Genomic DNA, 26,714 nt, shown 5'->3' with positions numbered 1-26,714 from the left:
CCTCTATTTATAGTTTGATTATAGTTTCTTTCTTGCTCAACTCAATCCGGTATGCCCCCCTCACTTTTTTGAAAGGAAGTTCAGCTTCGCTTCCGTCCACACGTAAATAAGCGTAAGGAGTATGCTCTGTCTTGCCATTCAAGGTCAAGGTCACTTCACCGGTCTTGTCATTGTAGGTCACTTTTTCAAACGAGCCTGCATCCAGGGTCAACCATAACTTTTTAGGCGCTATGAATATTTTTGATTTTGCGGCCGTGGTCAACTCCACTTCCACCTCATCCCCTTTTTGGGATAGATTTCCTCCAAAGGCCAACCACCCCAAATCCTCATTATTGGTGAGGTATGTGGCCTCGTTCATAGCGTAACCATAAAATCCTGGACCATTGTCTCCCGATAGATCATCTATACGCAATGTAGATGGATATGAATGAAATGCAGCCGGCATAAAACCATCTTGGGTAATATTTGAAATTGCCCCCAAAGCGCCGCCATATCCAACTTTAAGCAAATGAAAATCAGGACTTTTTCGATATGCCTCCAACACCGGAATAGCATTCATTCCACTACCGTAATGATGGATTTGCCGTTCAATGCGCGAGGTCTCCCCCGCTTTTCCTCCATATAGGAAATCCCAATACCTACGGGCATTACCATTATAGCCCCAGTGCGGCATGGTGGGCATATAGGCCAAAATGGCATTTAGGGTAACCTGTGCCTTGTGGTCAAAACCAAAGTAAGAACACCAGGTATAGACTTCCTCTTGACCTGTTGAATCCCATGGCATTTCACTGCCAAAAGGATAGTCCAGTGCTTTCCAGTGATCGGCTCGCTGTTTCATGGTGTTTTCCAAGGATTCTGCCATTTCTGCCAGTTCCTCTCGTTTTAAATCTTTTAAAATTTCCAGAAACACAGAACCTTCCATGTTACCAAATTGCGCATAGTAAGGTGCTAAATCCACCATGGCCATGGTAGTATGATAAGCGCGTTCCAAATACCACTTCCAATCATGGTTTTCAACCAGACCTTCGTGATACCTTGCCAATCTGTACATGACCCAATATGCAGCGGCCACATGCGGGTAATTGAAAGACCTTCCCGTATCGTTGGCATGCTTGTTGTCCCAAGCTGCCCATGTCTTATAATTTAAAGTATCGCTATATGTGCCTTTTGGCATTTTATCGGGCTCGTAATAAAACAAACTCTTCTTTACCCCATACTTTTCATCTCCGGAACTGTATTGCAATCCTCCCCAAAGGGTACTGTCAATAAACATTTCAAACTTTTCTATCTCGGATTTTTTAGGCTGAAGATGTTGCTTCATTATTGCAGTAAGCCAGCTACCCGCTCCCCCTTCGTCACTAAGGCCGGCGATCCAGACACGACCATCTTGGGTCACTTGTCTCTTGTTCCCATAATCATATGATATGACCGAGTATGTCCTATTAAATGGGTCACTCTTGTCATCGTACCATTGTTCGTTGAACAAGAATTCCCCTAAATTACCAACAACGTCTTTCCTTGCATCGATTACTTTGTAATTGATGCTCTGTTCCATTCCATCCGAATATGTAATAATGGCCCTGGCCCTGCCCCATTGTTTTCCTTCTATTTGATATTCTTTATAGTTTGATGCGGTAGTCCCCACCTCTGTAAACTCTATAGCTCCCTTGGGCTCAATGTGAATTGATTCGATCTCCTTGGAATACTTTAAAAACAGTTTTGCCCTGTCGCCCTTTGGCAACACATAACCGGGAACCCCGACTGCAACTGGATGCTCTTCCTTGACCAAGGTCTCCTGAATATTTTTGATCCCTTCAGAAAGGACAAATTTCAAAGAAAAGCTTTTAGTTTCCTTTGGTCGGAGTGTGAGCGAAGTAGGCTCGTTCCACTGCTCCACACCTTTCCATTCTTTATCTGCATAAGCTTTGCTATGGACCATCCACTCGTGAAAACCTTCAAAAACGATACTCTTGGGCGTTGGGTCGTCCAATAAGGGTCTGTACGCCTCAAATCCCATGTTCTCCTTGGGCAGTACCAAAAGTGCCGGGCCTCTTCCGCTCAGTCTTTTCACTTCCAGATAGCCGGCATCCTTTCCAATGTAGGGATCAAAAAATACGTTTTGCGCATGGGTCTCCGTCAATGACTTGCCTTCAAGAATATTGTTGAAGATCATCGGGATACCCAATGCCCCGATTTCCACAGGAGCATTTTGCTTGTTGGTAATCTCAAAGCGCATGACCAACTGATCATGGTCCAATTCATAATACCTTTTTACCGAAACAGGGATGTCATTGGGCAAGGTATTGGCCAAATCGGCAGCGGCAAGAATAGTGCCCGTTACTTCCAAAGGACTTACCTCTGCACGATGGGTAGCCGTGGAATACGATTTCCATGTTCCACTGGCATCCTTAATCCGAAGGTTGATGTCTCCCAAATGATAAAGACTGTCCTTGTCCCTAATCTCGAGGCGCTCCCCGGGGGTAAAATCAAAATAAGGTTCGCTATTGGGCCTGAGGGCGGCAACGGTCTGCGAAGCCTTGACCAATTTCAACTGAAAATCTGGGGTGCTGAATTTCTGATAGACATTGGCAACCCCCAAGGTCGATTCCCTATTTTCTACCTTGCTCCAATAAGTGCGTTGTGCTTTCATACCTGATATGATCATAAAAAAGCATACCAAGGCCAACCCATATTTGTTGTACTTCATTTTCATAACTATTTCTTTTGTTTTTAGCCCGTTTATTTCAGTGTAACATCCAAATAGACCGAATGACGCCCATAGGTTTCATAGAACGGTTTGAAGACCACTCCATCAATGGTAAACTCCAATGTTTTAGGGTCGCCTTCAATGGTCTTGCCAATATCGTTGGCATCCAAGGTCACTTTACGCCAATCGTTCCTGGCTTCAGGTTCTTGGGCCACCAATAGGATGGGGCCATAAAATAGACTGGCAATGTTCTGTTGGTCCATCACAGGGTCCAAATGGAACTGGAACGGCATTTGGATATCGACTGTGTCGCCATCTTTCCATTTGCGGCTCAAGGTCAGGTAAGTACCCGGTTGGGCCTCCACCTTTTCTTCTTTTCCATTCACTTTTACAAGAAAACCTTTGGTTGCCCACTGTGGCACTCTCAGGTTCAGGTCAAATTTTCCTTTGCCTTTGATGATCAATTGGGTTTGGTCCGCTTTCGGGAAAGCTGTTTTCTGTTGAACCGTAATATTTTTCTCTTCCCAGTTCAAGGTGGAGGGCACATAGAGGTTCACATACAGGGCATCTTCTTCCAAACTTTTGAAATAAATGGAATTTTGGAGTTTGGTGCTGCTCTCCAGAGCGGTACCGTTACAACAGGTAAACCCCGTCATATCGGCATTCCCAAATCTTTTCACTGAACCCGGTCTCAATGGCACGTGGTAGGTGTTTGCGGGGCTGTCCTCGGCCACGGAGGCAAGGATGTGGTTGTACAGTCCACGCTCGTAATAGTCCATCAACTCTGTCCTTTGATCAAAAAGGAAGAGGTTTTTGGTCAATTTGAGCATATTGTATGTCGCACAAGTTTCATTTTGCCCTCCTGCAGAAAACCCATTTTCGTACAATGAGGCCGGTTGGGCGATAAAGCATTCCGCATTGGTGGGGTTTCTCGCGCCAGCAACCCCGCCTATACTGTACATGTAATCGTTCTTCGCCTTGTACCAGAAATTATCCGCAACTTGATAATATTCAGGGGATTCGGAATCACGGTATATTTCCAGTGCCCCCACAATTTGGGGAATGTGCTGATTGGCATGCAAACCTCGGAACGAATCCACATTTTTGGCCAATCCGTGGGAATGTCCTGCATCACCAAAGAACATTTTGATGTTGTCGAACAATTGGGCCACCTTCAGGTAGCGTGGTTCATCGGTGATCCTGTCCAAACGGGCCATGGCCTCGTTCATGCCCCCGAACTCCCCTGCAATGTAGGTATTCCACATGCTGATCAAGGTCTCTGTGGGCACTTGGCTCAAACGGGCATAAACCCAATCGCCCATTCCCTTGGCAATTTCGAGGGCTTTCGTATTTCCGCTGACCTCATAAATGTCCATCAAACCGGCCAAAATCTTGTGTAAGGTGTAGTAAGGCGCCCAAACCTGGGTAGGCTGGGTACCGTACGTGGCCCCTTTTTCCAACATGATGAACTGATCGGGCGGATAGGCACTGATGAATCCTTTTCCCCAATTCCAGTAATCGGTACGGATACCATTTTCACTAATATCGGAATCATAGGTGGACTTGCCTGGACCCGGTGGAACCGCCGTTGGGTCGGCGACATGCTCCCCGCCAGATTTGGTGGGCTGTCCGGACATTTGGGACAATTGGTAGAGTACTTCCACCATATAGTCCATCTTATCAGCAAAATTGGCCTGCAATTCCTTGTCATAACCTGTACTGGCATACGCCTGTGCAAGGGCTGTGAGGTAGTGGCCCGTGGCGTGTCCCCGCAATTTGGTTTCCTGGCTGTCCCAGACCCCCAAGGGTTTTGCCCCTTCAGGCTGTTGTTGTCCAAAGGCATTTCGGAACATGTACAGAAAGTTATCCGGGTTGGTCTGCGCCAAGGTGTTTATAAACTTGTCACGATTTTCAATGAATTTTGTTTGTTGACCATGGGCATCGGTGTTGAGTGTCACTTGGTCCAACCCGAAAACATCCAATTTGAGGCTTGGCGTACCCGATTCCTTGCTTGCTTTAACAGTAACCCTGGCCTTGGGTTGAAAATCCGTACCGGAAACCTTACCTGCGACCACGTAGCTTCCAGGTTTTGAAACATCGGAATTGTCGGTTGGGGCCGGCCAAAGCACCCTTACTTTTGGACCTTCGATCCCATTTCGGTACCTACCTTGGACAAAGCGGGGCAATCTTGGCAAAAAGCCCACTTCTGTTTCGACCTCCACATCGGACACTGCCGTTAGATATGCATTATACAGTTGAGGGGTATTGGGGGCGAATTTCGGTAGATCGTTCTCTGGTTTTTCCCTTTGCGCCACGCCATCTCCCCCACGAAGGGCAATGTAGCGGATCCTGGCAATCTGTTTTTCGCTCAGGGGGGTCCGGTACAATCTAAAATCATGGATCTTGGCATTGAGGTAGGTGACACCGGATGCTATCGACTTTCCAATGTAGAGTTGGTTTTCATGGGTGAACAATTGCCCCAGTTCCATCTCCATGTTCTCCGCTTTTCCTACTTGCTCCCCGTTGATGTATGTGACCATGGATTTTGAAGGAATGTCCAGAACCACGGCAATATGTACCCATTGGTCAGTATCCATTTTTGTTGCAGGCGAATTTGCCTCGTATGCTTTTTTATCATCTTTGATGATAACGGCCTGAAACCCTTCTTTTTCCTTAGTGCCCAATGGTGCCACGAAAAGATGCGTTCTGTCGTCCTTTCCAAAATCAAACAACCGTTGGCCTGATGCTGTGGATTGCATATTCACCCAAGCGGTGATGCTCAGTGACTCTTCCCCTTCCAAAGATTCATCTGGAATTGAAACATAAGATTGGCCATCGCCTGGCAAAACCAGTACCCTACCGAACTTTTCATCCTCGGCAAACCTAACATTGGGGCCGTGAATTCTCCCATGCAAGTTGTTTCGCGACCAATCCTTGGCATCACCATCAAAAATGTACCTGGAAATCATTGCGGTCTCACCGATTCCATCCAAAATCTGATTGCCGCTCTGTGCTTGCAAACCGTTCAGGCCCAAAGCTCCATAACTCAAAAATGCACAAATGAATAACTTAGTTAGTCTCATAATAAAATCTTCTCCCTCTATAAAATTAATTGGTTTTCTTACCATAGATGACTTCCCATGAAGGCGGGTCCACTCCCATCAAGTGTTTCACAAAAAAGTCCTTGCGTTTACGTTCCCCAAAATCCCCTCCGGAGGAATGGCCCATTCCGGGTATGGTGACCAATTCAAAATCCTTGTTGGCCTTGATCAGGGCATTGGCAAACTGCATGGTGCTGGCCGGATCTACGTTGTCGTCCACCTCGCCCAAAATGAGCATGAGGTTACCGCCCATCCGATCTGCATTTTCTACGTTGGAACTGGCTGCGTAATGGGGGCCAATGGGATAGCCCATGAACTGTTCGTTCCACCAAATTTTGTCCATCCTGTTGTCGTGGCACCCACAGGAAGAAACCGCCACGTCATAAAAATCCGAATTGAAGACCAAGGCTGCGGCCGCATTCTGACCCCCGGCCGAAGTTCCGAAAATCCCCACTTTATCCGCATCCATGTAAGTGTATTTTTTTGCGGCTTCCTTGATCCATATCTTCCGATCAGGGAAACCGCCATCCTTCAAGTTTTGCCAACATATATCGTGAAAGGCCTTGGATCGGTTGGAAGTGCCCATTCCATCGATCTGCACCACAATAAAACCCAACTCGGCCAAGGAGGACATGGACCAATAATAGGCCCTGAAATCCTTGGGGACAAAGGAACTGTGGGGTCCAGCGTAAATATATTCAATGACCGGATAGGTCTTGTTGGGGTCAAAGGATGTCGGCCTGATGATGATGCCCCAAATATCGGTGATACCATCCCTGCCCTTTGTCGTGAAAACTTCGGGCGCGATCCATCCTTCTTTCAGCAAAGCGGAATGGTCCGCCTTTTGCAACTGCATGATGGTCTTGCCGTATTTTGATGATTTCAAAAGCGTTACAGGCGGTGCATCCACTCTGGAGAATTGATCCACATAATAGGCAAAATCCTCGGAAAAGGTGACGTCATGGTTGGCATTTTCCTTGGTGAACCGGGTGAGGTTCTTTCCGTCAAAACCAACTTTGAAGTAGTGCAGGAAGTAAGGGTCCTGATCTTTGTCCAGTCCACTTGCCGCAAAATAGACTTCCCTGTTCTTTTCATCCACATGGATGACCTCACGAACGACCCACTCACCTTTGGTGAGCTGTTTTTTCAACTGTCCGGTAACCCCATCATAAAGGTAGATATGGTTCCAACCGTCCCGTTCTGAAGTCCATATAATTTCCTTACCATCGGCCACATCGTATCGGTACTTTTTGCTGCTATAGTCAATGAAGGTGTCACTGGTCTCGTTCACCAAAACTTTCAGGTTCCCCGTCAAAGCGTCCACCTCAATCACTTTGTAGGCCTGATGACCCCGTTGGTTGTATTCAAAGGAAAAGGCGCGGCTGTCCTCCCTCCAATCGATTCGGTTCAGGCCAAATTGATGGCTGAATTCGTCCGTGGGGATTTGGATGTGCTTTTTGGAGTCCACCAAGAACAATTGCGGACTCTTGAAGGGAAGTTCATCCCCTGGTTTCAAATAGTCCCTGGATTGCAGTTTGGGCTGGAACTGATCTGCTGGACTGGATTCCACAAAATAGATTTTTCGGTCATCGCCCGGGCGCACTTTATAGGCCATGATTTTTTTGCCATCTGGGGACCATTTGATGTAACTCGAATAGAAAAAACCGGGCGCACCGTCATAACTCAGGCGGGTTTCCTCTTCGGTCTTATTGTTCTTGATGTACAGGTTGCTGTTTTTGATAAATGCGGTCATGGTGGAGTCTGGCGACATCACGGGCGGGTTGGTCGTTTCATCGAACTTACTGCCCCAATACCCCCTATTTTGGTCCCTATCACTTGGATTTGCATCAATAATGGTCAGCGTGTTGGTGCTTGGACTGTAGGAAATTTTCTTCTTGTCAAAAATGAACTTAATCTCTTCCATATCGGCATCAAACTTCAGATCGGCAATATCGATATGGTCCGCATCGATTTCTTTATCAAATGTTTCGGACAATAATTTGGCCAAGGCTGTATGGTCAAAACATGGTTGTTGCGTTTCACTGGAAGGGTCCACCCATAAGTATTCCTTTCCATCAGAAGTATTGTTCACATACCACAGCAATCCATTTTCCAACCAATGAAAACTGGAAGGCGAATTGATGACTTTGTCACGAAAGAGGGAATCGAGGGCAATTGCCTTTTTATATTCCGCTAAAGTTCCTTGGGCAAATGCTGCTCCCGAAGTTACAAGTATAAAAAATACACTTATTTTTTTGACAAAAAATCCCATAGTATACATAAGGTTAAAACTAGAGATAATCTCTTATTCCCCATCTGTTCATATTACCTTATACTGATACTATATTACCCTAAATGCTTCTTTGAGCGTGAAAAAAGGTGAGAATTGAACAGTACCTATTGGTCAATGGAACCGATCGGGGGAAAGTGGAGAAAGGTCGATCAAGGGTTTTGTATTTGCCACCTCTTGTGCCACCAACTTGCCGGTTATGGGGCCAAGGCTCCATCCCATCATGGCATGTCCCGATGCGATGACAAGATTATTATACTTGGAGGTTTTTCCAATATATGGCAATCCATCCGGGGATACCGGTCTCAATCCTGAAGTCGCCCTATCCTTTTCTGCTTGCAGTATCTCAACATTTTGATAATGTGTTTTTACCGCCTTTGCCAAGGCCTCGACCCGTTCTTTTTGGATGGTATCGTTGTTGCCGGAGAATTCCATCGTCCCGGCAAAACGTGTAAAGCCGTCCATTGGGGTGATTGCCATTCGGGCATCCACCAATATGGTCGGTAATGTAATGCCGGTGGGGCGCTCCACATCCATGCTATACCCCTTCCCGCCTTGGATAGGAACATTCAATCCCAAAGTGGATGCCAGTTTTGAGGTCCAGCTTCCACAGGCCAGAACAAATCCATCGGCCTCAAAAACCGTATTGTGGGTTTTCATGGCCACTATTTTTTTGCCCTCAACAATGACATCTTCTACCCTTTGCCCCATTCTGAACCGTACTCCCTGCAACTGCAACCAATCCTTTAGTTGCTGCATGAAATGGTGTGGGGTCATATGGGCGTCACATTTATAGTGTACCGCTCCCTTTACCTTGTCTGAAAAAACTGGTTGGATTTCGTGCAGTGCTTCTTTGGTAAGCACCGAAACATCCAGACCTTTTTTTATGGCCTGTTCGGCCACTTCGTGTTCCTCCTCTTCGGCCTTGTCCGAACAATAGGCCATCAGTACCCCTTTTCTTTCGTAATGGAAGTCAAAATGCTGGGCGGACAGCATTTCTTCGTACAAATCCCTACTCTTCAGGTTGAGTTCCATGAGCACAGGCATTGCTTTTTTTACTTTGGAATGGGTGGCCGATTTCTTGAAGAGCAAGGTCCATTTGAAGAATTCCACATCCCATCTGGGCTTGATGTAGAACGGACTGGAACTGTCCAGCATCCATTTGAGGCCTTGGGTGATGATGCCTGGGGCGGCCAAGGGTATAAAGTGGCTCGGGGTGATGTATCCTGCATTGATGTAAGAGGCCCCACTGGTCATATCGGTCTGGTCCAATACCGTTACCTCATACCCTTCCTTTACCAAATAATAGGCACTAAAAAGTCCGGAGATGCCTCCCCCCACAACAATCACTTTCTTCATTTTGGAACGATTTAAATCACTTGGAACCCGTGTGCGTACGGGTCGTCATCATCTATGATGATGTTGTTGTATCCTGTGACCTGGGCCCATCCTTGGATACTGGGCACAATGGCCATTTTGTCCGCCAATGTGGTTTCTTTTACCACCTTTCCAACAAACTTGCTTCCGATAAAACTTTCATGGATGAAAGGCTCCCCAACACCCAATTTCCCCTTGGCATACAATTGGGCCAAACGAGCGGAGGTCCCTGTGCCACATGGGGAGCGGTCGATGGCCTTGTCCCCGTAAAAAACGGCATTCCTCCCGGATGAGGTCGGGTCAATCGGATTTCCTGTCCAAAGCATGTGACTGACATCCCTGATGGTACTGTTTTCAGGGTGGATGAACATATCCGGGTATTTTTCATTGATCCTTTGTCGCACCACTTGGGAATACTGGATGATCTGTCCCGCAGAAAAATGGTGCACTCCCTTGAAATTTTGTTGGGGATCCACAATGGCATAATAATTTCCGCCATAGGCCACATCAAAAGTGATCTCTCCCAACTCGGGGCACTCCACGTTCAGGTTTTCGGCGGCCAGATAGGATTTCACATTGACCAGACGCACCCAATCCACTTTTTTTCCGGTCTGTTGGTATTCGATCTCCACCAATCCGGCCGGTGCTTCCATCCGTATTTTTCCAGGTACTTTGGGAGCGATCAATCCTTCTTCAATCGCCACCGTGATAGTCCCAATGGTCCCGTGCCCGCACATGGGCAAACAGCCAGAGGTCTCGATAAAAAGGATGGCGAAATCATTTTCGGGTTCATGGGGCGGGAACAGAATGCTCCCGCTCATCATGTCATGTCCCCGGGGCTCAAACATCAACCCTTTTCTTATCCAGTCATATTCCTTTAGGAAATGCTGTCTTTTTTCACTCATATTGGACCCAACCAGATTGGGACCTCCGCCTGCCACAACCCTGACCGGATTGCCACAGGTATGTGCATCAACACAAAAAAATGTTTTTCTTGCCACTGGTAGCTCTTTAAAAAACCATCCTATTTTTAATGATCAGTCTGCAATTAGTTTCCCTTGAGGTGTTCCGGCAACAGTGACTGTGGAAAGGACTGATAGCTTACCGGCCTCACCCATCTTTTAATGGCATGTATGCCCACCGCGGTGAACCTCGAATCCGTAGATGCCGGATAGGGCCCACCATGTTGCATGGACGGACAGACCTCGACTCCTGTGGGGACACCGTTATAGATCACCCTACCTACCCTGTTCTGAAGGGCATCCACAATTTCTGCCAAATCCAAGGCATCATCATCTTCTGCAATGAGGGTCCCTGTCAATTGCCCTTCCAACCCTTCTATGATCTGAAGGAGTTCGGCTTCGTCCTTGGACTGGACCACCATGGAAAAGGGCCCAAAAACTTCTTGGTGCAATTTTGGATTGGCCAAAAATTCAGTTCCCGAAACCGTTGCCACCACAGAGGCCGCATAATTGGGTTCCAGTGTTCCTTCGACTTTTCCAACGACCTCCACACCTGTTTGGGAGGTTACATCGGCACCTTTTTTGTCATATCCGCTTTTGATATTGGGGTGCAGCATGCACTGGGGGTCCAAAGCAATGGTCTCTTTGGCGAGTTCGTTTACAAAATTCTCCGTATTATCATCCTTCACGGTCAACAGCAAACCGGGATTGGTGCAGAACTGACCTGTTCCCAAAGTGATGGAACCAGCATAAGTCTTTGCGATTTCATTTCCTCTTTTGGAAATGGCATTTGGCGTAATGATCACTGGGTTAATGCTCCCCATTTCCGCAAATACGGGAATAGGCTCTTCTCTTTTTGCTGCCAAATCGAACAGGGCCCTTCCTCCGCCAATACTTCCTGTGAATCCCACGGCTTTTACCTTGGGATGGCTCACTAGATCGACCCCGGCCTGAATGCCCCCGTTGATACTGGAGAACACTCCCTTCGGCATCCCGGTCTTTTCGGCCGCTTTTACAATGGCAGAAGCCACAAGTTCGGATGTTCCGGCATGCATGGGGTGCGATTTCACGATTACGGGGCAACCTGCGGCCAAGGCGCTGGCCGTATCACCACCCGCCGTGGAATAGGCCAATGGAAAATTACTGGCCCCAAATACGACCACAGGTCCCAAGGGAATCATCGTCTTTCTCAGATCATCCTTTGGCAACGGTTTTCTGTCCGGTTGGGCGGCATCGAAGGTGTTTTCCCTCCAATCGTCGTTGGCGACCAGTTCGGCAAAGGTCCTCAATTGGAACACCGTCCTACCTCTCTCGCCAACGGCCCTTCCTTCAGGAAGCCCGGATTCCATGGTGTAGGTATCCACCAATTCTTGGTCCAGGGCCAACAACTCATCGGCAATGGCATTCAAAAAAGCTGCACGTTTTGCCCCCGGCAGCTTTCTATAGGCTTTAAAGGCGTTCCATGCCGCGGAAACGGCCTCCTCTATTTCTTCTTTTGTGGCCTCCACAAAAGTCGTTGGGTTTTCACTGTTCAATTTGGGGTTAACGGTCTTGAACTCGACGTTCCCCTTTCCGCTAAAATCTCCTGCAATACAGTTTTTACCTGTAATCATACTGTGCTTTTTATATTCTTATATTCTGGGAGCACTGGCCTGCTTTTCATAGCTGTTTCTATAATATTGAGAACACGCTCCCTTTCTTTTCCTTGCAATTGCAACCTTGGTGCCCTTACATTTTCGGTGCCGATTCCAGTGACCACTTCCGCCAATTTGATGTTCTGTACCAATTGGGGGCTTATGTCCAACTCCAACAAAGGCATAAACCATCTGTAGATTTCAAGGGCTTCATTGATTCTTCCCGCTTTCACCAATTCGTATATGGCAACGGTCTCCGCTGGATAGGCACACACCAATCCGGCCACCCAGCCATCGGCTCCACTTACCAAACTCTCCAGTCCCAAAGTATCTACTCCTGTGAACACCTTCAAGCGGTCACCAAAACGGTTCCTCAACCTTATAATATTGGTAATGTCCCTTGTGGATTCCTTTATGGCTTGGATATTATCGCTTTTCAACAGTTCTGCCATCATATCCAAAGTTACCTCAATTTTATAATCTATGGGGTTGTTATAGATCATAATGGGAAGCGAGGTGCTGTTGGCGATGGACTGAAAAAACACAACGGTTTCGTGATCTGTCGCCTTATATCGCATAGGAGGCAACACCATTAGTCCCTGCGCACCTGCCTTTTCGGCTTGTTGGGCCATGAAAATGGCGTCTTTGGTGCTTTGTTCGGCTATGGTCATCACAACTGGAATCCGGCCCCCTACCATTTCAAGGGTGGCCTTGATCAGGGTTTCCTTTTCACTCTTGGTAAGTGTACTGGCCTCACCTAGGGAACCTCCTAGAATGATCCCGTGGACTCCGGCATCCATTTGGGCCTTGATATTTTTCTCGAACATAGCAAGGTCCAGTTCGTCCTCGCTTGTGAATTTTGTCGTAACAGCAGGCATGATGCCTTCCCATTGTATCATATTGCTAATATTTTGGTTACAAAAATAAAAGACCATTCAGCAAGATGCGGTCTATTTATTAGCCTTTTATGATACTATATTGACAGAAGAATAAGACATAGTCCATCCAATCGGTGAAGTTTAGTTCATAAAAGGACCATTCACAAGGCCTTAAAGGATGTCTTTCTCCATTTTCTTGATTTTTATTACCTAAGATCTATACTATATTACCTTAACAGATTGATTTCACCTATAAAGTTAGTAATTTCATACAAAAACCTCGTAAGCCATGAAAGTTCTCCCATTCAAAATCCCCAAGCCCGAACAAGAGGCACTGGTCTATCAAGAAGATTGTGGCATCATCTTTTATGACAAGTTGCACCAACATGAAGAAATACAGATAAGCTATGTTGCCTCCGGGGAAGGATCCCTCATTGTGGGTGACACCGTCAACGATTTCAATCCGGGTGATGTGCTGGTCATAGGGGAAAATGTACCCCATGTGTTCAGGAGCGATCCCAAGAACTCCTCCAAATCCATCATGTATACCTTGTTCTTCACCAAAAAATCCTTCGGGAAGGATTTCTTCAGCCTTTCGGACATGACAAGGCTGCAGCTCTTTTTTGAGGAATCGGGATATGGCATCAAAATATTGTCGAACCTGGAAAGGTTGTCGTCACATTTTGGACATCTCAAAAACCAGAGCCGCATCCAACGGATCGCAACCTTACTGCACATTCTCGACATCATGATATCCTCTGAAAAGCAACCCTTGTCCACTTTCGTATACCGAAAGACCTATACGAACGATGAGGGTAACCGAATGAACAATGTGTTTGAATTTGCCCTGAACCATTTCCACGAACCTTTTTCATTGGATACCGTGGCGGATAGGGCCAACATGAGCAAGAATGCTTTCTGCCGTTATTTTAAGAAACGGACCAACAAGACTTTCTTTCAGTTTTTGATAGAGATCCGAATAGAACATGCCTGCCGACTGCTCTTCAAGAACAATGATCTTTCCATAGCCATGGTCTCCGAACAATGTGGCTTTCTGAACATTGCCAACTTCAACAGAAAGTTCAAAGAACTAAAGGGCTCCACGCCCACCCAGTACAGAAAATACTCCATCGAAAAATGGAACAACCAATCCAAGGCCTCCTGATGATTCAAAATGAAACCACACGGAGGCATTGTTCAGTTGCGCATTTTATTCGTAGAACTTCCAATTGGTCTTAAAGTCCTTGGTCAATTCTTGACCTGTAATGATGGCCCTAACCATTTCCATGGGCATGGCATTCAATCGAATGGCCTTGTCATGGAATTCCTTTATTCCCATTTTTCCGCTGTCCACCATTTCTTTTTTCAAGGCATAGAATTGACGCCCTCCGGTCAAGTAGCCCACTTGGTACAGCGGGTTGCTATTGCTTGATAAGGGTCCACGGATCTCGCTTTCGGCATTGATGCGCTCATGGCCCACCTTATCCACCAGAAAATCGATACACTGCTGTGGCGTCCATTCGCCCATGTGGAAATTGAAGGAAAAGATGATGCGAGCGCAACGGTGCATATGCCAGAACAACATTCCTATCTTTTCCTCAGGAGTGGTTGGAAAATCCATGTCCCACAGCAAGAGTTCCCAATACAATGCCCATCCTTCCATCCAAAACGGAGTCCCAAAATTGCGATAGGTTCTGTAGCGCTCATTCATGAAATATTGCATGTTGTGCCCTGGGATCAACTCATGGTGCACGGTAGCGAACGAAAAATTGGGATTGTTGCCCCGCATGCTCATCATCTTGAACTCATGGTCCATGGTGTTCGTGGGATACGAAATGGTGATGTTGGTCCCCCCCGTAAAGAAGGCGTTGGTACGCTGTCTTTCGGGCGACATCATATACATCCCCCAAACTTCTTCTTCCAAAGGTGGAATGGTGACCAAATCATGCTTTTTTAAGAACGCCACGGATTTTTCATATAGATCCAATATTGCCTCTGGTTGCTTTCCAGGGGGCACATAGGTCTCTTTCACAAACTCCAGAGCAGCCTTCCAATCGTTTCCAAATCCCAACTCTTGCGACGCCTTCAACATTTCCTTTTCACACCAGGCAAATTCCTCATTGGCAATTTTGGTGAGCTCTTCGGGTGTATAGGGCACCATTTGGTATTCCAGCAGGCGGATAAGTTCCTCTCTTCCCACAGGTTTCCGGGAAACGATGCCATTTTTGTCAGGGGTTTGTTTTTGCTTGAACAATTCGGTGTATTCCTTCAGGGATGCATCCAGATCTTCATAGGTTTTGGAAGTCCACCACGTGAACATGGGATCATATCCATTATAGAACCCATGAACGTCCGCTAGGGCCTGTTGGAGTCCATTGCCCACATCGGTTGCTTTTCTGATGACCAATACACTTAGGTCGTCTGATTCCTTAAGCATTGTTTTTAGCGAATCAATCTGATCAAAGATTCCAGACCATTCCTTTGCCACTTGTTGTGCATCGGGCTGGATCCCTCTTCTTCTCAATTTGAACAAATCGTATACTGTGTCGCTGAAAGGGAACCATTTGGCCACACTGTCCAACTCGCGTCGTTCCACTTGGGATTGACGCAAGTTTTCGTTCAGGTCCCTTTTGAGCAGAATATAATCCACCTGGCATTCCTGGGACAATGCTTCAAAGTCCAAGGCACCCAACTTGTCCAAATATTCTTTGTACAAGCGGTCCATGCGTTCCAACTTTTCTGGGTATGAGGCTGATGGACCCCTCCTTCCAAAACCGTAGAACGATCCTGTGGAAGGGCTGTAAAAATTATCCAACACCCTGGAGTCTGCCTGAAAATTCTCCATAATATAGGGCATCTCCTGACAGGGAACAAAATCGGCTACTTGGGCAAAACCTGATGCTATCGTTACAAGACCTAAAAGTGCTCCAATAAAAGTGCCTATCATTTTTATTGTTTTGGTGGATCGTAGAATTTCCATTTGGCCTTGTAGTTTTTGCTGATTTTCTGATCGGTCATAATGGCCTTGATCATTTCAACCGGCATGGCGTTCATGGTGATGATCCTGTCGTGGAATTCCTTGTTGGTCATTTTACCGCTATCCACAAGCTCTTTGTGCAAGGCATAGAACTGACGACCTCCTGTGAGGTAGGCCAGCTGATACAATGGCGGGTAGTTGCCCACAAAGGAACGTCTTACCTCTCCCTCGGCGTTGGCACGCTCATGCCCTACACGGTCTACCAAAAAGTCGATACATTCCTGTGGTGTCCATTTGCCCAAATGATAGTTCAAGGAGAAAATGATACGTGCACATCGGTGCATGTGCCAGAACAACATACCGATTCGGTCTTCCGGCCCTTGTGGGAAACCTTTGTCCCACAATAAAAGCTCCCAGTACAAGGCCCATCCTTCGGTCCAAAACGGAGTGCCGAAGTTGCGGTAGGTACGGTGGCGACTGTTCATGAACCCTTGCAGGTTGTGACCCGCAAGCAATTCGTGGTGTACCGTGGCCATAGAGAAGTGCGGATTGTTGCCGCGCATGCTCATCATGCGTTGCTCATAGGTCATGGCATCAGTGGGGTATGAAATGCTGATCGAAGAGCCACCGGTAAAGAATGGATTTACCAATTGACGCTCGGGGGACATCATGCCCATACCCCATACTTCTTCTGCCAAAGGGGGAAGTGTGATCAAATCGTTCTTTTTGAGAAAATCAACTGCCTCTGTGTAGAGACGAAGTATCAACTCGGGTTGTTTGCCAGGCTCAACATATGCGTTCTTCACTTTTTCCTGGGCCGCTTGCCAATCATTGCCAAAGCCCATTTCTTGGGATGCCTTTAGCAGTTCGGCATCGCACCAAGCGAATTCTTCATTGGCCAATTTTATCAATTCTTCTGGAGTATAGTCGATCATTTCATACTCCAACTGCTTCATCAATTCTTCCCTGCCCACAGGGTTGCCCACAATACCACTTTCGTCCACAGGTTTTCCTTTATCAACCTTGTTGTTGAAGGTTTTGACATACTCGTCAAAGCTTTTGTCCATCTCTTCGTAAACCGTTGGCATCCACCATGTGAAGAGCGGGTCATATCCATTATAGAAGGAGTAAACGTTCTCCGCAGAATTTTTAAGGTCTGTGATGACAAGAAGTGCTTCTTCCACCTCATCCTTCGCCAAGGTGGTTGTTTCCTCAAGTTGGGTTTTAAGTGTTTTCAACTGCACAACGACATCGTTCCATTCCTTTGCCATTTTGGTGGCATCAGGTTGATGACCTCTTCTTCGTAATTCTAGATAGGAATAGATGTTGTTGGAAAACGGAAACCATTTTTTGATCTTTTGATAGACGACCTCTTGTTCTTTGGCCTCTGCATTTTCCATTTCCAAGTCCCGTTTGAACAGCACATAGTCGGCCTTACATTCTTGTGGCAGTGAATTAAAGTCCAGTTTTTCCAATTTCGCCAAATAGTCGTTCCGCAATTTGGTCATTCTGGCCCTTCGTTCTGGAGAGCCTCCGGGATCGTTTGTCCTTCCCCAGAATCCACGGGCACCGGGCGCATAAAAACGGACCAATGAACCATAATCCGCATTGTATTTGGTCATTAAATCCGGCATCTCCTCACAGGGCACATATAGCGCTTCTTGTTTTGCCTGTGCATTCAAGCGCATTGAAATTGACCCCATAAAAAGAATGGCCGAGGCAATCCATACTATTTTTTTATTTCTCATCCTGATAATTGGTTTGGTTAAAAAAATTATCCAATACCGAAAGAAAATGACAGCTGTAGCGCATTGGACCGAGTCATTTAGGGCATTGCAAAAAACTTGTGTTCTTATAGAACACTTTAAAGGTATTGCAGTTTTATGCCGTCCCGTAATCGCATATTAACTGTAATTGATATTATATTATCAAATGCGGTTTCAAGCTGATATCCCTGGAACAGAACCCCTTGGTCAGGTTTATCAGGCTCCCAGAAAATCCTAGGGCCATCATTTAATGATGGCCCTAGGAGACTAAACTCAAAACAATTAAAAACAACTATTATCTATCATAAAACTTCCATGAAGTTTTATAATTTTTGTCCAAAGGTTGATTGGTGAGTATGGCCCTGACCATTTCCACAGGCATGCTGTTCTCCCGCAAAACGGCATCATGGTATTCCTTGTAGGTCATTTTCCCTGAGTCCACCAATTCTTTTTTGAGGGCGTAGAACTGCATTCCACCGGTCATGTAAGCCAATTGATATAATGGCCCATATCTCGCCGTAAATGAACGTCTTACCTCTCCTTCCGCATTGGCCCTTTCATGCCCGACCCTATCCACCAGATAATCTATGCACTGTTGTGGGGTCCATTTGCCCAAATGGTAGTTGAGGGAAAAAATGATCCGGGCACAACGGTGCATTCTCCAGAACAACATTCCTATACGGTCTTCGGGAGATCTTGGAAAATCCATGTCCCAAAGTATCAATTCCCAGTACAACGCCCATCCTTCGGTCCAAAAAGGGGTCCTAAAGTTTCTATAGGTCTTGTGCCTCCTGTTCATGAATCCTTGTAAATGGTGTCCCGCAATCAGTTCATGGTGCACGGTGGCCCTTGAAAAATGCGGGTTGTTCCCCCTCATGCTCATCATTTTGTCATCATGGTCCATGGTGTTCGTAGGGTAGGAAATCATCAAGGTTTCACCGCCAAGAAAGAAAGGGGCAATTTTTTGACGGGCTGGGCTCATCATCTGCATCCTCCAAGTTTCTTCTGCCACGGGCGGGATGGTCAATAGATCATTTTTCTTTAGAAAATCTATGGATTGATTGTACAGATCCAGCATTGCTTCGGGCTGTTGGCCTTCTGGCACATAGGATTGTTTTACTTTTTCTTGGGCCGCCTTCCAGTCATCACCAAATCCCATTTCACGGGATGCTTTTAAGAGTTCCTTATCGCACCAAGCGAATTCCTTATTGGCTATTTCCACCAACTCTTCTGCGGAATAGGGAATGAAGGCATCCTCCAATAGGTTCTTCAACTCTTTGGCGCCAACTGGATTACCAATAATTCCGCTGCCATCGTCCTTTGAAAGTGTATTTTCATCCACTTTGGTCGCAATGAGTTCTGAGTATGCCTTCAACTGTTCCATTAAATTGGCGTAGGGCTTCTCCATCCACCATGTAAAGTCCGGATCATACTCATTATAAAACTCATAGACGCTTTGTAGTGCTGTTTGATGTCCTTTGACCACATCGAGTGCCCTTCTGGACAAGTTTTGCTCAAGGAAAGGTGGGGTTTTCCCCAACTGCTCGGTCAATTCCTTTAATCTTTTGCTTGTCTCGTTCAGTTGGGCAGCCACTTTGGCTGCATCCAAATGTGTTCCCCTCCTTCGAAGTTTCTCCACTTCATAAATCGGAGCTGAATAGGAGACCCACTGTTCTATTTTTCCATATTCTTCTTTCTCTTCATCTAGACCTCGCAATTCCCTATTGATATCCCCTTTAACCAAAAGATAATCCACCCTACCGTTCACCGACAATTGATTGAATGTGAAGTCTTCCAGTCTGGACAAGTAGCTTTGGTAGAACTCCCTGAAGCGCTCTCTTCTTTCGGGGGAACTCTCCACAATATAGAACCTGCTCAGGCTCCCATGATCGGCGGACATCTCGTTCATGAGCTGATAAAGTTCGCTCACCGGAGGTTCGTTCCCTACACTGTTCTGGGAATGTGCGGTCCATGCGATGACCAAGGCCAACAGTAGTGCCTTGAGATGCATTCTGTAAAATTTCCTCATGCTTTTGTTCATTTTTATGTGTTATTGGTCAAGGTCGATTTAACAACAGACCCAACCAAAAATACCCAATCCATTGTTATACCTTGCCCAAAAAAGGAAAAAGGGGTCATTGGCCCGGCCCCTTTTTCGTATTTATTGGTCGGTTATTTATTGTCCCAAGTGGTTCCCTTGGCAAACCAATCCGGTTGACCAACAGCGGCAACGTTCGGATTTCGTTCCACCTCATTGAGCGGATAGGGAAATCTTCTGGGAAACGTTTCCGTGTTGTACACGTTCAACAGCATATAATCAAAATCAAACTCCGGATACCCGGTCCTCACAAAATCAAAATAGGTTTCGTGGGTCCTGAACACATTGGCAATATATTTTTGCTCTATGATGAGTTGTTGGGCATCTTCCACATTGGTTGGCATGGTCAATGAGGGTTGGGTCAAATAGGTGCCGATCTCTGCTGAATCTACCCCGATAAATTCCATATCCGCCCTTGCTCCGGCTTTCATGGCCTCCTCTGCCAATGCCCATTCTCCTTTAAGCGCATGGGCCTCGGCCTTGATGAACTGGGTTTCCGAATACAGCATGATCTGTGCGGGATAGGACATGGAAATATAGGTATACCTGTAGTGACTGGGCGTTTGCCCTGGTTGGACAACGGCCCCGGACTGCAAGCCTACAAATCCATCGGGAAACTCCTCTGAATAGGTGAACATGATCGGTCTTCTGGGATCGTTGTAGGAGTTCATCAGGTCGATCAAAAAGTTGCCCGGTGTCAATCCAAGGCCACCGGAGTATGCCCTGTTCATATAATTGAACAATGGATTTGCATTGGCCAATTCCTCCAAATGCCTCCACATGACGCTATCATCATTGGATGTCATCCCATTTTGAAGGTATGATAGGGCCAGATCGGCCTGTGCCGTTGGAGTGGTACCGGGAGCATAGGACAATCTTAGAGCTTGTCTGGCCTTCATCGAGTATGCATACCTGATCCATTTGTCCATATCCCCTCCAAGAAGGTAATCGTCTGTTCCCGGAACCCGGTCTCCTTGGTTAGCGGCACCCAAAAGGCCTATCGCCTCATCCAAAAGTCCGTTGGCATGGGCATATAGTTCTGTTTGGGAGACCAGGGCGGGTTGTACCACATCCAATCCTTTGATGGCGTCTTCCAAGGGTGCCTGATCGTAGACATCGGCAATATAGAACCAATGAAAGGCAGCGATGATCCCTGCCACACCTTGGTAATGGGTATTGCCATTTTCCTGGGCCTTGTCATACAGTTCCACGGCATGTTTCAATGAAATGGAATAGGAATTCCAAACTTCATTGCCATAACCGGCATTGATGTCCATGGATCTTGAGGTTGACCCCTCAATGGAGTGCCAGGACAACCATTGGGCAAAACCTTCCCAGGTATCCATCTGATTGGTGGCCAAAGCGGCCCATTCGGCCTCTAGGCCTATCAGCATCACATTTTCCGTGATCAGCGGGCCATCAACAATACTATTGGGATCTTGATCGACATCCATCCAACTGTCACAACCTATCAAAAGGGTGATCATGGCGACCAAAATAGTGTAGTGTTTTATATATGTTCTTTTCATCGTCTTTATGTTAAAATTTGGCGGTTAAGGTGAGTGTATATGTCTTGGTGGCCGGCATACTATACCCCAAGTAGGCATTCCCGTTGGTAATACCATCTGTATTCACTTCAGGATCCGCTCCTTCAAAACCGTCCTTGAACTTTCTCCAAAGGTTCCTTCCGGAGAGGGAGATGTCCAAAGCGGTTAGGCCGATATTCGACAACATGTCCTTTGGGATCCTGTAGGACAGGTTCGCTTCCCTTAACTTGATATAGTCCCTTGGCATAATGTTGTCTTCCCAGACGTTCTGTGCCACGGTCTGCCAGTATAGGTCATATCGGGTCGGTTCGGGTGTCTCACTGGTCACCACAACTTCTCCATTTTCAACATGGCCCATAACCCCATCAAAGGTGATCATGTTATCCTCAGGTCTGTTCTCTTGGTGCTTGGCCATACCATAATAGGTAAGGTAATGGTCGTTCAAGCTGTACAGATAACCTCCAACGCTGACATCCAACAAAGCAGAAAATGATAGATTCTTGTACCGGAACGAGGTCCTAAAACTTCCAATCCAATCGGGCACGGTCTGTCCCAATATCTGGTTTTGGGAGTTGTCCGCCAATGGGCGTCCGTACCCTGTTCCAGGAGCGTCACTCAACACCAATCTGCCTTGATCGTCACGCAGGAAACCAGGGCCATAGATCACAGGGTAAGGCTGGCCCACAACTGCAGTACCGTATGATCCCACACCGATGGGCTCGTCAGTGTTACCCAGATTGTCGACCATGGGGTTGTCCTTGGAGAAGTTGATATTGACATCCCATTCAAAATCTTCTGTTTGGATAGGTGTTGCATAAATTCCCAATTCGACACCTTTATGGGTTATGCCTCCAATATTTACATTTCCATAGGTATATCCGGTAGAGGCAAGGAACTGTTCGCCCAATATCTGGTTGTCACTCCAGTTGTGGTAGTAGGCAAAATCGATTCCCAATCGGTTTTGGAAAAACTTCAATTCGGCACCCAATTCCACCTCACTCTTGAACTCATTGGTCAATCCAAAGTTTGCAATCTGTGTTGTGGACAAATAGCTTTGCTGACCATTGAATGGCCATAGAACACCATCACTGGCAGGACTTCCAAGCACTACGTTGCGAGTATATGGGTCGGCTGGAGCTCCTACTTTTGCATAACTGGCCCTCAATTTACCATAGTTGAACACATCTGATTTCGGCAACAATTCACTGAACACAAAGCCCAAGCTATGACTAGGATAGAAAAAACTGTCCGCCAAGCTCGAAGCCCAATCATTTCTACCAGTTACGGTGTAGTATAAAAAGTTTTTGTACCCTATCACAGCTTGACCAAAGTAAGAATAGGCCCTAAACATCCTTTTATACTCACCTGATGAATACCCACTCACATTGGCCGTATTATAAATGCCGGGCAGTACCAGCCCTGTACCATTAAAATATACCTGACGCCTTCTCTCTTCGGAAATGTTATGTCCCACCAAGGCCATTACACTAAAATCCCCAAAATCATTGTCATAGGTCAATGTTTCTGTCGATTCTATGTTTCTATCAAATCGCTCACTAGTTGAATAGGATCCTTGGACAGATGCGTAACCTCCCTTGTTATAATGGGCATCTTCATGCAAACTAGAGGCACTTATACCCGTCACCGATCTGAACCTCAGTTTAGGAACAATTTCATATTCTATAGTGATGGTGCCATTAAAACGATCTCTTACATTGTTGTCACCAACATTGTTCAACAGCCATAGATAGGGGTCCCTAGAACCTCCACGATAGGATCTCAAATTACCTTCCTCGTCATATAAAGGATAGGGGTTCCATGTATTGGGTGCTGCCAAGATTGTATTCATGAACGCACTGTTTGAACTGTCCTCATCCAAGCGGGAATTCTTTTGGGTAGTATATAAAATACTGGATGATACGGTCAGCTTTGGTGTGAACTTAAAGGAGGTATTGGCATTGATGGAGTTTCTTCTAAACTTCAAGGGGTCCAATATACCATCGTTCATCAAGTTGCTGTAGCTCACAAAATAGGATGCTTTTGAGGTTCCTCCAGAGGCACTGATCGTACTTTCGTTGGTGAAGGCCGTCTTGAACACATCCCATCTGTCATAATATTGCGCACCGGGCACATCTGAGATTCTTGGGCCAAAACTTGTAGAGGTGAACGATGTTTCCCCATCCACATAGCTCCAATCCGTACCGTCCCAAAAACCTTGTGACCATTCTTTCTGCAATGGAATTTCATAAATTCTGTCAAAGCTCACGGAGTTGGAAAAAGTGATCACTGGTTTGGATTCGAATTCCCCAGATTTGGTGGTGATGAGCAACACACCATTTGCAGCACGGCTCCCATAAAGTGCCGCTGCCGAGGCCCCTTTAAGGACACTAAGGCTCTCAATGGAATTGGGGTCAATATCCCCAAGACCTGATGATGTGCTGGAGTTGGCCGCATCAAAAGGCACGCCGTTCACTACGATCAAAGGTTGGTTGTTCCCCGTTATGGAAGACCCGCCCCTGATCACGATACGGGTACCACTACCTGGCTGACTGGAGGTGCTGGAAATCTGTACCCCGGCCACTTTACCACTCAAGGAATTGACAAAGTTATTGGTCGCTTTGACCCCACTTATATCGTCCCCGTCCACTTGGGCAGTGGCATAACCGAGTGCCCTCTTGTCGCTCTTGATGCCCAAAGCAGTAACAACCACTTCGGAAAGGGCCTGCGCATTTTCTTGTAGCACTACAGAAATACTGGTCCGGCCATTTAGGGCAACCTCTTGGGAATTGTACCCCATGTATGAGATTTCCAAAACGGCATTTTGACCAGACACTTCAAGGGTAAAGTTCCCATCAAAATCGGTCTGGGTCCCATTTTGGCTTCCCTTCTCCACAATACTGGCGCCAGGAAGGGGCGTTCCTGTTTCGTCCACAACGTTCCCGCTCACCGAGAACTGGACCCCGTCCGAAACTCTTTCGGCGCCTGTCATCTTGGCCATTTCATTTCCATCTTCCCCCCTAGAAATGGAAGGGTCCATGGCATTGGTTTCTGTGGTCCCTACGAAAAAGCAAATCATATACGTACAGACCAACAACAATTGGTTTGTTATCCTTTTGGACAACTTTATCAGGTTTTTCATATTCTGAATTAGTGGTTTAAGTTTAATTGGTTTTCCATGGTTACCTACAATTTTTTTTAAACTGCCTGTGACCTTGTTTTACTCTTTTGTTCTTTTTTTCATGTAGTCTTTATAGTTTGTTGTTTTGTTTTAAACCTTGGTCTCATTTAGAAAAAGTCCCAAGTTTGAAGTTCCGCCTATTCTCAGTGGATCTTGGGCCATAAATCCACCTGCCACGGTAGGTTCATCTAAACCCATGGAGGGCACCATGAACATTTTCCATTCATTACACAGACATCCTTTATCGACTTATTCAAAAGGACTTAACGTTTTGGTTACTGAAACTTAAAAAAAATTTGAGGAGGTAAATTGGAGCGGGATAATATAATATGCATATGCGATAATATCTTATTACAAACGCCATTTTTTAACTATAAAAGACCTTTATGCGTCCCCTTAAACGGGACGTTTGCGGCATAAAACCAAAGGGGGCGAAGTAGAAAAGTGGACTTATATACACACCATTGTACAGCTATTTGGCCAGAAGAAAAAACTATCCTAAAAAGAAAGCGAACGGAAATCCGTTCGCTTTCAACTAACTACTAACTCAAAACAATTAATGAAAAATGTGGCTTTATTTTCCCATTAGTTGGGGTATCCTGGGTTCTGTTCCAAATTGGTATTGGTGTTCCTTTCTTCCAATCCTATGGGGAAGAGTATGGTATGGTCGCCCTGTGGGGTATGGTTGTACCAGTTTTTGGTCTGGTAGACCCCAAAACGTATCAAATCTGTCCTTCTTCTGGCCTCGGCTGCAAATTCCCAACCAAGTTCGTCCAAAAAGCGTCCGTAGGGCACTACAGATTGATCTCCTGGTTGATCGATGGTCCCATCCTCGGCCAAAGTTCCGTACTGGACCGTGGTATCCCCTTCCAATTCTGCCCCGGTGACCGTTGCATCGGCCGGGTCATCAAAGGATCGTTGGCGCACTTGGGTCACTATTATGGCTGCATCATCGCTTCTATTGGTACGGAGCAATGCTTCTGCTTTCATCATCAGGACATCGGTATATCGAAGAAATGGAAAGTCAACGCTGAGACCTCCTGTTGCTCCTGGCTCTATTTCATATTTTGCGCATCTGAACCCTTCGGTGAAATCACAATCGTAAATGCTTGGCATTTCCTTCACCAAGGTCATCACAACGCTTCCGTCCGAATAGTTCAACTGATCGCCCATCAACCAAGTGTCAGCCAAACGGTTGTCCGTAGGCTCATAACTGTCTATGAATTGTGGGTTGCAGCTAGATCCGCCCCATGGCTGTGCCTGCATCCCAAAGACCAATCGGTGATCGGGCAAGAGCATTTTCATGTGGGCACTCCATTGTCCCGCAAAAATCTGATCATAAGGAATGGCAAATACCATTTCAGGATTGCCTTGGTTCTCTGTAGCGAATATATCGGAATAATTGGACGAGAGTGTGAAAGCCCCACTACCAATGATGGCATCACAGGCCGTGATCACATTGGCCCATTGTGGAGTACCTGTATAGACTTCGGCGTTCAGATAGACACGTGCCAAAACATGGTAGGCAGCCCATTTGGTCATACGCCCATAGGTGGACTGATCTACTGTTTCGGTAAGGTTTGGGATCACTTCGTTCAATTCCGACACGATGAAATCATAGACCTCGGAGCGAGTGTTTTGGACGGGAAGTTCATCACTATAGCTGGCAATGATGGGTACATTTCCGTGCGTGTCCACCAACATGGAATAGTACAGTGCCCTCAGTGCCCGCATCTCGGCAATGATGGATGCCGCTTGGGCCTCGCTCACAGGTAGTTCCCCAGACTCAATTTGAAGAATGACCCTGTTGGCACTGTTGATGCCATTAAAACAGGTTATCCAGGTATTTCTGGGCTGCCACTGGGTCTCTGTCCATTGGTGGAAATGCATTCGTTTATAAGTTCCCCCATCATCCCATCCGTTAGGTCTTGTTGGGGTCACGAACATGTCCGCGGGTTCTTCCTGAAGGTCAAAATAACCTTGCCACCCCATCACAAACCGCATGGGCGTATAGGCCGAGGCCATCACTGAAATAATGTCCGACTCGGCTGGCACGAAGGAGGATTCTGTCACTTCGGAAAACACTTCCTCTTCAAGGTCGGTACAACCTATCGGCAGCAAGATCACACTGACCGACAGTACCAAAAATCTCAATCTAAGTGAAATCACTTTGTTTCGTATATTTTTCATAGTCTTTTG

Annotated in this window: 14 protein-coding genes; 1 reads left to right on the top strand and 13 read right to left on the bottom strand. The window is 46.4% G+C overall.

Features of this window, described 5'->3' with window-relative positions; all coding sequences use genetic code 11:
- Positions 1-7: 7 nt before the first annotated feature.
- From FOT42_RS16380 to FOT42_RS16350, 7 genes are all read right to left on the bottom strand, one after another.
- Positions 8-2,707: a DUF5695 domain-containing protein gene (locus FOT42_RS16380; protein ID WP_151891598.1), complete on the bottom strand. Its 2,700-nt coding sequence runs from the start codon at positions 2,705-2,707 to the stop codon at positions 8-10.
- Between the two features lie 32 nt (positions 2,708-2,739).
- The gene (locus FOT42_RS16375) at positions 2,740-5,790 is read right to left on the bottom strand and encodes a beta-L-arabinofuranosidase domain-containing protein (protein WP_151891597.1); all 3,051 of its coding nucleotides are present in this window, start codon (positions 5,788-5,790) and stop codon (positions 2,740-2,742) included.
- Positions 5,791-5,815: 25 nt separating this feature from the next.
- Positions 5,816-8,080, bottom strand: a complete 2,265-nt coding sequence (locus FOT42_RS16370) for a S9 family peptidase (protein ID WP_151891596.1) — start codon at positions 8,078-8,080, stop codon at positions 5,816-5,818.
- Between the two features lie 132 nt (positions 8,081-8,212).
- Positions 8,213-9,457 (bottom strand): NAD(P)/FAD-dependent oxidoreductase, encoded by a 1,245-nt coding sequence (locus FOT42_RS16365; RefSeq protein WP_151891595.1) that lies wholly within the window; start codon positions 9,455-9,457, stop codon positions 8,213-8,215.
- 11 nt (positions 9,458-9,468) lie between these two features.
- On the bottom strand, positions 9,469-10,476 hold the full coding sequence (locus FOT42_RS16360; RefSeq protein ID WP_151891594.1) for a 4-hydroxyproline epimerase: 1,008 nt from the start codon (positions 10,474-10,476) through the stop codon (positions 9,469-9,471).
- Between the two features lie 47 nt (positions 10,477-10,523).
- A complete protein-coding gene (locus FOT42_RS16355; RefSeq protein ID WP_151891593.1) occupies positions 10,524-12,050 on the bottom strand; it encodes an aldehyde dehydrogenase (NADP(+)) in 1,527 nt (508 codons plus the stop codon).
- The gene (locus tag FOT42_RS16350) at positions 12,047-12,970 is read right to left on the bottom strand and encodes a dihydrodipicolinate synthase family protein (protein WP_151891592.1); all 924 of its coding nucleotides are present in this window, start codon (positions 12,968-12,970) and stop codon (positions 12,047-12,049) included. Before FOT42_RS16350 ends, FOT42_RS16355 begins: the two co-directional genes overlap by 4 nt.
- A 268-nt stretch (positions 12,971-13,238) precedes the next feature.
- Between FOT42_RS16350 and FOT42_RS16345 the strand changes: the two genes are divergently transcribed.
- Positions 13,239-14,114 (top strand): AraC family transcriptional regulator, encoded by an 876-nt coding sequence (locus tag FOT42_RS16345; protein WP_151891591.1) that lies wholly within the window; start codon positions 13,239-13,241, stop codon positions 14,112-14,114.
- A 45-nt stretch (positions 14,115-14,159) separates the two neighbouring features.
- Here the strand turns inward: FOT42_RS16345 and FOT42_RS16340 are convergent, their stop codons facing one another.
- The 6 genes from FOT42_RS16340 to FOT42_RS16315 all read right to left on the bottom strand — a co-directional run bounded on the left by FOT42_RS16340 (position 14,160) and on the right by FOT42_RS16315 (position 26,705).
- Positions 14,160-15,929, bottom strand: a complete 1,770-nt coding sequence (locus FOT42_RS16340) for a DUF885 family protein (RefSeq protein ID WP_226789928.1) — start codon at positions 15,927-15,929, stop codon at positions 14,160-14,162.
- Complete coding sequence (locus FOT42_RS16335; protein WP_151891590.1) at positions 15,899-17,674, bottom strand: DUF885 family protein; 1,776 nt, start codon at positions 17,672-17,674, stop codon at positions 15,899-15,901. Before FOT42_RS16335 ends, FOT42_RS16340 begins: the two co-directional genes overlap by 31 nt.
- Before the next feature lie 313 nt (positions 17,675-17,987).
- Entirely contained in the window at positions 17,988-19,721 is a 1,734-nt protein-coding gene (locus FOT42_RS16330; protein ID WP_192938423.1) for a DUF885 family protein, read from the bottom strand.
- A 143-nt stretch (positions 19,722-19,864) separates the two neighbouring features.
- Complete coding sequence (locus FOT42_RS16325) at positions 19,865-21,319, bottom strand: SusD/RagB family nutrient-binding outer membrane lipoprotein (protein WP_151891589.1); 1,455 nt, start codon at positions 21,317-21,319, stop codon at positions 19,865-19,867.
- A 10-nt stretch (positions 21,320-21,329) separates the two neighbouring features.
- A complete protein-coding gene (locus FOT42_RS16320; RefSeq protein WP_151891588.1) occupies positions 21,330-24,476 on the bottom strand; it encodes a SusC/RagA family TonB-linked outer membrane protein in 3,147 nt (1,048 codons plus the stop codon).
- Between the two features lie 624 nt (positions 24,477-25,100).
- Complete coding sequence (locus FOT42_RS16315) at positions 25,101-26,705, bottom strand: RagB/SusD family nutrient uptake outer membrane protein (RefSeq protein ID WP_151891587.1); 1,605 nt, start codon at positions 26,703-26,705, stop codon at positions 25,101-25,103.
- Positions 26,706-26,714 lie beyond the last annotated feature (9 nt).

The sequence above is a fragment of the Flagellimonas hadalis genome, from assembly GCF_007785775.2.
Lineage (GTDB): Bacteria > Bacteroidota > Bacteroidia > Flavobacteriales > Flavobacteriaceae > Flagellimonas > Flagellimonas hadalis.
Note: the sequence above shows the minus strand (reverse complement) of the source record. Positions and strands in the feature narration are given on the sequence as shown.